Annotated in this window: 14 protein-coding genes and 1 pseudogene; 9 read left to right on the forward strand and 6 right to left on the reverse strand. The window is 33.7% G+C overall.

Annotated elements, in window-relative coordinates; all coding sequences use genetic code 11:
- A pseudogene (locus FTV52_RS14645) lies at positions 1-136 on the forward strand (DNA-binding protein); the annotation flags it as partial.
- Positions 137-355: 219 nt separating this feature from the next.
- On the opposite strand, the gene FTV52_RS13395 reads toward FTV52_RS14645, so the two are convergent.
- The 3 genes from FTV52_RS13395 to FTV52_RS13405 all read right to left on the reverse strand — a co-directional run bounded on the left by FTV52_RS13395 (position 356) and on the right by FTV52_RS13405 (position 3,056).
- On the reverse strand, positions 356-1,924 hold the full coding sequence (locus FTV52_RS13395; protein WP_159124549.1) for an ATP-binding cassette domain-containing protein: 1,569 nt from the start codon (positions 1,922-1,924) through the stop codon (positions 356-358).
- A 401-nt stretch (positions 1,925-2,325) separates the two neighbouring features.
- A complete protein-coding gene (locus FTV52_RS13400; RefSeq protein WP_000723215.1) occupies positions 2,326-2,640 on the reverse strand; it encodes a hypothetical protein in 315 nt (104 codons plus the stop codon).
- A gap of 2 nt (positions 2,641-2,642) precedes the next feature.
- Positions 2,643-3,056: a hypothetical protein gene (locus tag FTV52_RS13405; RefSeq protein ID WP_179990978.1), complete on the reverse strand. Its 414-nt coding sequence runs from the start codon at positions 3,054-3,056 to the stop codon at positions 2,643-2,645.
- A gap of 305 nt (positions 3,057-3,361) precedes the next feature.
- Here FTV52_RS13405 and FTV52_RS13410 point away from each other — a divergent pair, with 305 nt between their 5' ends.
- The 4 genes from FTV52_RS13410 (at position 3,362) to FTV52_RS13425 (ending at position 5,196) form a co-directional block, all read left to right on the forward strand.
- Entirely contained in the window at positions 3,362-3,649 is a 288-nt protein-coding gene (locus FTV52_RS13410) for a BrnT family toxin (RefSeq protein WP_179990979.1), read from the forward strand.
- Positions 3,636-3,950: a BrnA antitoxin family protein gene (locus tag FTV52_RS13415; protein WP_179990980.1), complete on the forward strand. Its 315-nt coding sequence runs from the start codon at positions 3,636-3,638 to the stop codon at positions 3,948-3,950. Before FTV52_RS13410 ends, FTV52_RS13415 begins: the two co-directional genes overlap by 14 nt.
- An 89-nt stretch (positions 3,951-4,039) precedes the next feature.
- Entirely contained in the window at positions 4,040-4,288 is a 249-nt protein-coding gene (locus FTV52_RS13420; protein WP_179990981.1) for a hypothetical protein, read from the forward strand.
- Positions 4,285-5,196: an LPO_1073/Vpar_1526 family protein gene (locus FTV52_RS13425; RefSeq protein WP_179990982.1), complete on the forward strand. Its 912-nt coding sequence runs from the start codon at positions 4,285-4,287 to the stop codon at positions 5,194-5,196. Before FTV52_RS13420 ends, FTV52_RS13425 begins: the two co-directional genes overlap by 4 nt.
- A gap of 53 nt (positions 5,197-5,249) precedes the next feature.
- Here FTV52_RS13425 and tenpIN read toward each other — a convergent pair whose 3' ends face one another.
- On the reverse strand, positions 5,250-5,705 hold the full coding sequence (tenpIN, locus tag FTV52_RS13430; RefSeq protein ID WP_218950501.1) for a type III toxin-antitoxin system TenpIN family toxin: 456 nt from the start codon (positions 5,703-5,705) through the stop codon (positions 5,250-5,252).
- Positions 5,706-6,175: 470 nt separating this feature from the next.
- Entirely contained in the window at positions 6,176-6,400 is a 225-nt protein-coding gene (locus FTV52_RS13435) for a hypothetical protein (protein WP_004728467.1), read from the reverse strand.
- Between the two features lie 151 nt (positions 6,401-6,551).
- Between FTV52_RS13435 and FTV52_RS13440 the strand changes: the two genes are divergently transcribed.
- Positions 6,552-6,797, forward strand: a complete 246-nt coding sequence (locus tag FTV52_RS13440) for a hypothetical protein (protein ID WP_004728465.1) — start codon at positions 6,552-6,554, stop codon at positions 6,795-6,797.
- A 252-nt stretch (positions 6,798-7,049) separates the two neighbouring features.
- Here the strand turns inward: FTV52_RS13440 and FTV52_RS13445 are convergent, their stop codons facing one another.
- The gene (locus FTV52_RS13445; protein WP_179990983.1) at positions 7,050-7,823 is read right to left on the reverse strand and encodes a hypothetical protein; all 774 of its coding nucleotides are present in this window, start codon (positions 7,821-7,823) and stop codon (positions 7,050-7,052) included.
- 305 nt (positions 7,824-8,128) lie between these two features.
- Here FTV52_RS13445 and FTV52_RS13450 point away from each other — a divergent pair, with 305 nt between their 5' ends.
- The 3 genes from FTV52_RS13450 to FTV52_RS13460 form a co-directional block, all read left to right on the forward strand.
- On the forward strand, positions 8,129-9,298 hold the full coding sequence (locus tag FTV52_RS13450) for a MobA/MobL family protein (RefSeq protein WP_179990984.1): 1,170 nt from the start codon (positions 8,129-8,131) through the stop codon (positions 9,296-9,298).
- 776 nt (positions 9,299-10,074) lie between these two features.
- Complete coding sequence (locus FTV52_RS13455) at positions 10,075-11,040, forward strand: RepB family plasmid replication initiator protein (RefSeq protein ID WP_178319600.1); 966 nt, start codon at positions 10,075-10,077, stop codon at positions 11,038-11,040.
- A gap of 58 nt (positions 11,041-11,098) precedes the next feature.
- The coding region (locus tag FTV52_RS13460; protein ID WP_179990985.1) for a plasmid replication DNA-binding protein at positions 11,099-11,620 on the forward strand (522 nt) is incomplete at its 3' end.

The following is an 11,620-nucleotide window of genomic DNA, read 5'->3' on the forward strand; positions in this document are numbered from 1 at the left end:
TGTTGAATCAAAAGAAGAAGCTGAGATTCAGACTGAGATCCAAGAGCCTAAGAAGCGAATTCCAGTACCAGAGCATATTGAACCTGAACCTGAAAAAAGAGGCTTTTGGAGCCGTTTTTTTAGACCCTATGATTAACCACGATTGTTTACCTGATATGAACAAAGTCGTGAAACATTGATCAAATAATAAGCGTGGAACGTGAAAAATCATAAAAAAAACCCACCTTGGGGAAGGTGGGCTATCAACTAGAAACTACAGCGTTGAATTATAAGGATAATTATACAGCATTTCGTATAAGGTGTATTATGTTAATTTTAGTAGAACTAATAAATCTATATATTTGAAAATGTCATTTTACTCAATTAAATACTCTTCAGATATTTCACACTGTTCAACAAAAAAATGATCATGTGAAACTAAAATTACAGCGCCCTGATATTGGCTAATAGCCTGCGATAGAAGCTCTCTAGACTCAATATCTAAATGATTTTCTGGTTCATCAAGCAATAATAAATCAATACCATCAGGATAGTGACTCATTGCTAATAATGCGACTTTCAATTTTTCACCACCACTCAGTTCTGATAGTTTTAATAAAGCTTTTTCACGACGAATACGTAACTGACCTAACAAATTTCTCCACTCAACTTCAGTAAGATTGGAGTTATAAAGTGCAAGGTTTTCGATTACGGATAAATCATTATTTAATAAACTAAAGTTTTGATCTAAATACAAACATGTTCCACTAAAGAAAATATCATCACGTTGATGGGTAGAAATCAATTTCAATAAGGTTGATTTACCAATTCCATTAGCACCTTTAAGATGGATTTTTTCGCCAGCTTTCAATGCAAAATTAATTTTATTTGTTGCTGTATGGGGTAGCTTTAAATCATGAATTCTTAAAATCTCTCCTTGCTTCGTACTCTGTAAGTGGAATTCAAACTTCTGAGCTTTGATTTTTTCTACAATGGTCTGCCTATTAATCAGACTATTTTTCAAATCATCAGTTTGTCGAGTTTGTTGGGCACGTAGCTTACCTAAGCTTTGTCCAGCATTTTCCTTTTTGAAATCTAGAAAAATCTTTGCTTGAGAATTAGAATCACGAAGTTCATTGCCTTTAGATTGACGTTTATTCGCTTTCATTAAGCTATCATGTTGCCGTTGTTTTAACTGCTTTAATTCTTTTTTCTCATTATTAATAGACTGAGTTAATGCATCCATGTGTAGCTGATGCTGTTGAATGTAATGCTCATAATTACCTTTGTAGTGTTGTAAGCCTAATTCAGTTAAAGCATAAATATGTTGGACTTGATTGAGTAATTGGCGATCATGACTAATCAGGCATACACCACTAGGGTGTGCCAAAATACTCTCAATTAACCATTGTCTAGATGTTGAGTCTAAATGGTTGCTTGGTTCATCTAAAAGTAGATAGTGATCCTTTTTTAAAAACAAACGACATAAAGCCAGCTTTGTTTTTTGTCCTTCACTCAGTTTTTCTGTTGGAAAGTTCAAATCCGTAGGTAAGTCAGCATTTTCAAGTATATTTTGCCATTTTTGTGGTAAATCCCAGGTATTTTCAACTAACTCATAATCATCAAAACTAGCTGTATTGTTCTCTATACGCCGAAAAGCATGATGTAAATGATCTACCTCTAATGCTTGTGCAATATTTTCAGCATTAAGGCGTTCTAATTGTGCCAAATAATCATGTTGGATATTCCATGAAACTTGACCACTATAATGAATATCTAAAGCTTGGCTTTGATCTAATATTCTGAACAATAGGGATTTACCTAAACCATTACGTCCAATTAATGCAGAAACCTGTCCTGATAAAAGCGTAATGTTTAGCTGATCAAACATTTTCTGTGTAGAAAATTCTAAATTTAAGTTTGAAGCAATACATGCATGTTGCATAAAAAATTCCTCATGTAGAGGATATGCAAAATAGTGAAGATTAACTTATAAAAAACAATATATTATTTAGGATATAAAGTAGAGACCAAGAATATATAGCCACAAGTAGAATCTATTTTGCACATCAAAAGTTTAAAAATAATGATGAGAAAATGACTTACTTCATTGGCGTTACTCTTGGGAGGATGATTTGAATAAGGTTATTTTATAATGATAAGACAATCTGTCAAGCTTGTACTAAAGCTTCTAAAAGTTATTTAACATAATGGCTGTTATACGAAATGAAAAAAAAAACCTAGGCACTGGCCTAGGTTTTAATTTAAAAAAAATACATAAAAATTAAGTTTTTAGACTCGATTTTTTAACTTCGTATAACGTGTATTATGTTAATTTTAGGAGATCTATACAATTCTGTACTTTTTCACAATCATAGAAAAAGCAAATAAAATACTTACCCAAAATAAATAATCAATAAAAAAATTGAGAAAAACAAATTGATCCATGCCGATGAAAATAAATAAAGGATTGATACTTATACTTCCGACTGGAGAGGTTTCACCATCTATAAGGAACTGTAGAGGAAATCCCCCAGCTATGACTTCAACTTTTTCAAGCTTATCTACAACTATGCGAGCAACTAATATATTTTTTTGATAAAGCAAAGATACATAAGTCAAAATAATCGCTAAAAAATTAAAATATAATATTTTTTTCATAACTATTCTTTATCTTTTAAGTTAATTAAAAACAGCCAATAACATAAGCCAGGAAATAGAGCCAGAAAGCTAGCCCATGTATTGGTATACATCTTCCACCAATCTTCAGCAATCTTTCCAGTATGCCCCCATCCTAAAAGAATAAAAAATGGAGTAGCAATAATTAGAGAGGTAATACAGACGGTTAATAAATTAAGACTGTTATAACGATTTAAAAGAATTGAGAATATGTAGCTAAAAGGCACAGTCAAAATACAATAAGCCAAGTAAATAAGACCGTGTCCTACAAGAACTACGAAAATCGAGTATAGGCTGTATTCGTGATTCACTGCGATAAACAGGACTGTTGTTAAAAAAAGTAAAGGTAAAGGAGCAAGTAAGAGTGCTTTTACTATTTGTTCATTTGAGTATTTCACTAATTTAATTCTCTTATCTACTCAATAAATAATAATACTATAACGATTTTATTGGAGGTTTTTTGATTCTATTTAACATAATGGTGGTTATACGCAATACACTTGTATATTAATATAAATATCAAAGACTTAGAATTTTACACCAAACCCTAAAATCCGTAAAAAGCCGACTTTGAAACAAGTCGGCTTTTTTATGAACGGTTTTGATAGTTTTTGCCAATAAATCTGACTAAAAATTACGCTTCTCAACTTGAGTGATACAATTTTGTGATACATTATTGTATATACAAATTTGAATGTTTTTTATGGAACAGTATTTTGAATGGGATGAGGCTAAGAATCGAAAGAATCAGAAAAAGCACGATGTCTCTTTCGAAACAGCAAGCCTTGTTTTTGAAGATCCATTACGGATCTCAATCCAGGACAGATATACCGATGGTGAAGAACGTTGGCAAACCATTGGACGAGTTAAAGGCGTACTAATGTTATTGGTGGCTCACACCATTTTTGATGAAGATGGCTGTGAAATCATACGAATCATTAGTGCAAGGCAAGTGACTAAAGCGGAGCGAAACAAATATGAGCATGGTTAGATACTCACGCAAAGAGCTGAATGAGAAATTTGGTGAGAAGCAAGATGCTGAAATTCAACGCTTGCTTGCTAAAGGCACGGTTCCTGATGATCAGCTAGATCTATCAGATATTCCTGAAATTACAGACTGGAGCAATGCTGTACGTCATAAACAGTTCTATCGTCCTGTGAAGCAACAAACTTCCATTCGTTTAGACGCGGATGTACTTGCATGGTTTAAAGCTCAAGGCAAAGGCTATCAAACACGAATGAATGAAATTTTACGGGATGCCATGCTAAAAGAATTAAAAAATCATCAATAAAAATGGGAGCTTAAGCTCCCATTTTTAGATTCGTATAACGTGTATTATGTTAATTTTAGGAAAACTACATAAGAGAGGAGTAAAATTTTTTGAGAATATTAATAGTTATAGTCACATTTATTTGGTTGGTTTGTAGTTTAGCTTATGCTTTTTATGATCCTAAAATGACTTCCTACGCCCTAGTAGCAGGAGGACTCATTGCATTTTTAACAGCGATAGCCAACGTTAAACAAAATGCCAAGAAAGAAGATAAGCTTCAGTCTCAACATGTCTCAGGTAAGAGTACAGGTATTCAGGTAGGCCATGACCTAAAGATAAATCAAAGGAAAAATAAATGAGTGATAAACAGAGTCAAACTGTCAAAGATGGTTCAACAGCTCTCCAAGTCCAAGGAAATATGACTATTGGTCTCTCTTATGATGAAGTGAAAGAAGTGTTTTTAGACCTTTATCAAGCCAATAATTATCAGGTACAGACACAATTAAGAAATCAAATTGATGAAAAAGTTCAATTACTCAGTTATATATTTTCTGAAAAATTAGAAGCCAAAGCTAAGGCTCTTTCTCAAGATGTGGATAGTTTAAAAGCAAAAATCCATACTATTGATTTTCAAAGTTCCGCTAATAATTCTTTAAAACAAATGGTCTGTAAAGGTGAAGATTCTTTAACTGAATTACTATCTGATTTGCTAGTTGAAAAAATAACAAATGAAAAAAATAATTTTCATATTGAAGATGCAATATCATCCCTAGAATTTCTAACAAAAAATGATATAAATTTCATAAGCTTATACTATATTTTTCAATATAAATTATATAGTCCAGGAAATGGAATTTTCAAAAATAATTATTATGAAAAGCTGAAAAAAATTCATGGAGAAGGTACACAAAATTTTGTGACTCAGCTAGATCAATACACCCAATATTTTATAAATTTTGATAGATCGATTTATAAATATTTCTTGTCATTAGACCCCCAGCCCGTGGATTTTAACTATCTATTAAGCAAGGGTTGGTTCTATGGACAGACATATAGGTCTACAAATATATTTGGAAGAGGAATAGCTGGACTAAGACATTCTAATGGAGCCAGTTTTACTTTAGATGAATATCATGCTGCTATACCTGAAGCTCATCAATTGTTAAGTATTTTTGATCCATTTAAACGTATTCAAGATAACCCTCTAAGTGCCATTGGAGAGTTGGTAGCTGAATTAATAAATGAAGAGATTATCAACAAAATTTGATTAAATAAATGACAGAACCTCCTCCTTTAATCAGAGAGTTCTATCATTTATTTTCATTCTAAACCTAATTCCACATGATAATTTTGAAGAGTTGAGAATCTGTAAGGTCTCAGAATATTTTGATCATTAGAGCTAACACCTCGTATGTAGTCTTCAACATACTTAGTAAATTTTTTCTCAATAAATCTACTTCTGTCTTTCACTTTTACATATTCATCACTTGGGATCTTAAAAGGCATTGCTGAGATATATTCATCCTTCGCTAGTAGTACTGCTTTTGAATAATCCAAACCTTTTGTACCTTTGGTAAAAAATCCTTGTTTGTGATTCATGTGAGAACGTAAAGGAATACCAAAACGAAGAGATTTTATTTCAATAACAAGGATGCCATAGCCCCTTTCTTTTTCCCCATCCCATTTGCCTTCTCTCTTATCCAACACTTCAACTAAGTGATTATTTTCATTAAAAAAGGTTTCATCTAGTTTTTGTATAAACATTTCTTTAGCCAATAAAAAAGCCCCTTAATTATAGGAGCTTTTTTACGTCTTTCAACGTGAGTACTTCTTTATTTAACGTGGGGATTACTCTTCCACCACTTCTTTCATAATGAGCATTTCAGAGTTTAACGTGGGGATTACTCTTCCACCACTTCTTATAATTAGTATATACCAACCATTTCCTAAGTCAAATAATGCTCTTATTTAACATAAAATCTCTTATGCGCAGTTCGAGTGTAACTCCAAAATAGAAATGTCCGGTTTCTCCAAAGTAGAAATGTCCGGTTTAACGATTGCCCGTCCTAAGATCTCAGAACGTAAGGTACTTTGATGAACATCCTGGTTCTCAAAACTCGAAACTTTATTGAAAAGTTCTATTGAGGTTTATAAGTACCTCAAAATAAAAAAATGCCTGAAGTTCAGGCATTTTTTACGTCATCAATCTCTACTAAAAAGCTTACAGCTATCAAAAAATGAGAGTTTTACTCTTTTGAATACGACTTAATTTTTTCAAAAATTGGATAGAAATCTAATCCCTCATCTTTCATCGTAGAAATCAACGCAACGATTACAGCGATATGTGTAGGAACCACACCTTGTTTACTGTAATTCGTAATCGAATTGGGTTTCATATCCAATAAGGCAGCAAATTCCTTAATTGAAAGCCCTGCTTTACCGATAAGACGTTGAAATTCAGTATATGGCATTTGATTAAATTTATAGAAATCGTGTTTTGAGATTATAGCATAGGGTTATATTTACATAAAAACACATAAAATTATGTGGTAAACACATTATTTTATGTGTTATAAATAGTTTATCAACGAAACTATTTATCATCTCTATAGGAGACATACTATGTACTCATACCCTAATTCAAACGCTGAAAAGAAAATTGCCCTCATGATCATCAATGACTTTTTCATTCAAAAAGCACATGAACTCTGGATTTTTTTACAACTCGACCCGAGCTTTAACGACTATGAAGCAACAGTCATTTGGACTCGACGTTATCTAGAGGAACACCCAGAAGGTGAATACAGCGACATTCAAAAAGCCTTCCTTTCTTGTTTCCCAGAACACTTCTTCAACTTTGACTATTGAGTTATGAATCGTCTTTACTCTTTTGTGGCTTGAAACCCGCATAAACACTATAAAACCCTGGCAGGATACCGGGGTTTTTTATTGCAATATTCTACACACCTGGCAAATTGGCAATCATCATCATGATTATTCGGAATTTATCCTTCTTATTGTTTAAGAAAGTGGATATCTAAATCCAATCAATCACTGAGAAGCCAGATATATCTAGCTTTTATTATTAAAAATAACTTATTTTAATTTATTTATTTTTAACTATTTTTTATATTGACACTCTGATAAAGATGACATAATTGCTTTTATATACTCAGGAACAATTTCACCTTCATACTCAATCATTGCTAATTTATCAATGACCTTAAAAAATATTGGCCAACTGAAGAGAAACGTTTCAAGATTCGCCTCAATCTGCTCAAATATTATAGATTTTTCGATCTTATTTATGATCCTCTTATTTCCTACAATGGCTTTTCTAACTTGATCTGGTGTCAAAGTATCAATATTAAGACCCAATTCTTTATAAGCAGCAATGACAGCGCCACCTAACTGATATTTTCGATGATCTGCTGCTGTTCTTTTTTTATTGATTTCTTTTTTTTGAATCTGGCTTAAGTACAGTTCTAAATCCTTATACTCCAATTTTTGTGCTTTAAACTTTAGATAACGAGTACACATCGTTTTCAAAATATTTGTCTTTGTTGGATCTAGTTCATTGTTCTGATATCCCTGATACAACTGCACAAACTTTTCTTCATAGTCTGTACGTTTTGGATTTTCAGACAACTCATCAAACAATAGCTTTAACTTCATGTGCTCACGATAAGGTTTTAAGGCCTCTTTCACTAAGATCTGTTGAGCTTCAGACAACATTTCAAAGTCGAAATCTTCAGCCTGTAGTGCATCGACAACTTGATTTTCTAATTTAGAACGAGGATCTTTTTCTAATAAAAACTCCACGAAAGCATGTAATTCCGCTACCTGAAGTAACTGAGCTGGTCTGCCTCTTTTCTTTGCTTTTTCCTGGGTCATATCATCTGCCGCTAAATTTTCAGAACTGCTACCGATTTAAATATGGTTTTACCATATTTAAATCGGGCAGTCTGAAAATAATTATTTAAATTAAAAATAAAATTTCTTGAAAAGAATTTTTATTTTTATTTTAAATAATTCGCACTTGACAGTTTCTCCTGATCGGAGAAACTAGTACGCAATGGGGCGATTCCCCCTTGACCCCCTTCAACCGGATTTTTCAGCCATCCAGGCATTCCAAATCCGGGCGGTTTTCATTCCGTTTCACTACATAAAAACCGGTCTAGAACCCAACAGAGGTAAGCATGGCCAGCTATCATTTCAGCGTCAAAAGTAAAAATAAAGGCTACGCCATTCAGCATTACCTCTACATTGCACGGCTAATGCAGTATGAGCAGGTTCGCAAAAACAGTAATGAGGTGCTGGAACATGTTGAGCCTGGCCGCTGTATGCCTTCTTTCGTTAAAGATCCAATCGAATTTTGGCATGCAGCAGATACTTATGAACGAGCGAATGCCAAGGCCTATATGGAGTATGAAATTGCCCTACCAAATGAATTCACGCCAGAACAGCGTAAAACGCTCATAGAGACGTTTTTAGACAAACATGTAGCTAGCTTCAACTATCCACATTCATACGCCATACACAACGTAAAATCACGCATTAGTGGCGAAGAACAGCCCCATTGCCACCTCATGTTTTCCCTCAAAGCCGATGACGGCATTGAACGCACAGTAGAACAGTACTTTAAACGCTACAATCCTCAAGATCCGGCAAAAGGCGGTGCCAAGAAAATCCAACTCCAAAATGGTCATGATGATTATTCAGCTTTCCTGATCTATATCCGGAAACAATGGGAAAACCACCTCAATGATGCTTTGGCCGAGCACTGCCCTACTGTGACCTACCAGATTGACGGCCAAGAGATCAGCATCAAAAACCAAGTTTCTGCTGACAGCTATGAAAAGTACAATGAACTTCACGGCACGATGTATATCCCCGAACCCAAACTCGGTGTAGGAAAACAGAATGAAACGTTGGAATACCTGGCTGAAATCCAGAAAATCAGACAGCACAATCAAAAAGAACGAGAACTCGAAGAACGCCAAAAGCAATTAGATCAACAACATGAATATTTTTATAGTGCTGAAAACCATCCATTTTCATCATTGGAAGTGATGTATTACCTGAATTATTTAGTGAAGAATCAGAAAAATAAGGAAAAACTGAAAAAAGATTTTAGTGAAATTATCAAAACCCAAGAGCCTATATTGCAACAAGAAGGCTGGAACATTCATAACATGAATCGAAAATTGAGGGATTCAGAGCATAACTCAACGCCATGCTTTGAGTTTGACGTGTATTCCCCACCAAAGAATCCATTACCCACGCAGAATAAGCCCTCTAAACTGGTTCAATCTGAACAGCCAAAGCCAAAATCTGATGATTATGATTACGGTGGTCCGGGGTTTTAAATTATCTGGATTTATTCAGGCTTTACAGAGCGAGTGTCTACGAGCGAACAGACACAATTAAAATTTTCGCCATGCTTTTTCTCTGATTACAGGCTCCCCTTTGCTGCTAAGACTGAGGTACAGAGCATCCCGAAGGGTGCGAACAGATTCAATTTGCTTCTAGGTCGAGCGAAGCGAGCATAAAAAAATGATGAGCGAAGCGAATTCCGAGTTGCTTTTGCTTTTTCTAAAACTCACGAAAATATTAACCAAAAAATTGCCCCTCGAATCGAGCGAAGCGAGATTCAATAGAGTTTGAGCGTAGCGAAAACCAAGGGCAATTTTTAAAGGTGTATATATTTTTTAATATTTTTAACTTTTAAATACTTTTAGAACGTCTGTAATGCTCATATAGAAAGGATTATAGATATTTAATTCATACATTTACCTAGGAAACTCCATACATTTACCTAGGAAACTCCATACATTTACCTAGGAAACTTCATACATTTACCTAGATCTTCATACATTTACCTAGATATAAATAATCTCTATATTTTTAGCTAATTTTAGTTCTTTCACTATTTGTTTTGATTGATTCTTATACTTATAATTTATAAATCAGACTATTTTTTATACTCCAAATTTATAGATGGATAATTTTTTATACTTTGATAAAGATCAAAAAATTAAAAAAACACTGTACAAAAGAATAATCATACATTTTTCTAGGTTTGACTTTACTATTGTTAGCTCATATATTCATACATTATCAAATATGTATGAATTAAAAAAATATGGATTCTCAATTAGATACTATAGTAGTTGATGATCATGAATACCCTATTCAAAAGCCTGTAGCTCAATATCCAGCAGAATATACAGTCATGCAGAATAGGATGATCGAAGCGTGGAATAGCATGTCCGTAGATGAAAAAAGGATCTTTATTTTAGCTAGCCCTATAGTTCGTCTTAATCCAATGAGTGAATCTAGTAAATTTACTATTACTGCTAAAGACTTTGCTGAAGCATGTGATATCGAACTAGGCAGTGCCTACTCTCAATTAAAAAGAGCTGCTGATGATCTTCGTGGAAGATACTTTTCTTACATAAATACAAAAGGTAATCGCGTGTCGGTTCACTGGGTAATTCGTATTGAATATGCAGATGGAAAAATAAGCTTTTACTTCACAAATGAAGTCCTGTTTATGTTGTCTATATTTAATAACAATCATCCATACACAAAGTTTACAATTAAAGAAGTTTTACAGCTAAGAGGATCCCACTCCATCCAGCTTTATCAATTATTAAAACAATACGAAAATATAGGACACAGAGATTTCAAAGAAGAAGAGTTCAGAAATATATTCGAGTTACAAAATAAGTATTCCTTGCTTTGGAATTTAAAAAAAAGAGTTATCGTACCAGCGGTATCAGAAATTAATAAATCTACTGAACTACAAGTATCTTTCTCCAACCTTAAAGATGGCAAAAAAATTACAGGTTTTAGATTCGTAATTGGAAAAAAAGAAACTACGAAGCCTTCTAAAGAAAAGAAAAAAGAAAAGCCTCTTACAGTTAGCCAAATTGATTTGTTCTCAAACAAACTTGCCTATGACTCAGCTTTTGCGAACCAATATAGTGAAGTTGGTGAGAGTTATGAGGATTTTGCTAAACGGATTGCTAATCAGCTAATAGACCCTGCAAAAGTAAGAGAATATATGCCTTACTTAAAGCAGTTAGGATTCAAGTCATTAAGTTAATTGACACTGTCAATTGAATAGTCAATTATTAACATGACTTGATAACAACTTTACAACTATGAAAAAGCTATCAGTATCGGAACTTGCAAAGCTATATGGATATTCACGACAAGCTATATATGCTCATATTAATAAAGGAAATTTATCTAAAAGCTCAGATGGTTTGATTGACTTTGCAGAGGCACTTAGAGTCTTTGGAGAACCACAAAACAAAAATGTAACTGTCAATCAAAGTAAATCAACTGACAGTCAAAACTTAACAGAAATTGACATGCTAAAACGTCAAGTTGACATGCTTGAACGTCAATTAAACCAATCAATTTTGCGAGAAAATCAGTCTTTAGAGAGAGAAAACTTCTACCAAGAACAAATCGAAGCAATGCAACGCCTACTGGAAGCCCCAAAACCTCCAAAGGTAGAAGATCCAACACCAGTTGCCCCCCCCCAAGAGACTGTTGAATCAAAAGAAGAAGCTGAGATTCAGACTGAGATCCAAGAGCCTAAGAAGCGAATTCCAGTACCAGAGCATATTGAACCTGAACCTGAAAAAAGAGGCTTTTGGAGCCGTTTTTTTAGACCC

It is taken from the genome of Acinetobacter sp. YH1901141, assembly GCF_013416935.1.
In the GTDB taxonomy this organism is placed as follows: Bacteria; Pseudomonadota; Gammaproteobacteria; order Pseudomonadales; family Moraxellaceae; genus Acinetobacter; species Acinetobacter towneri.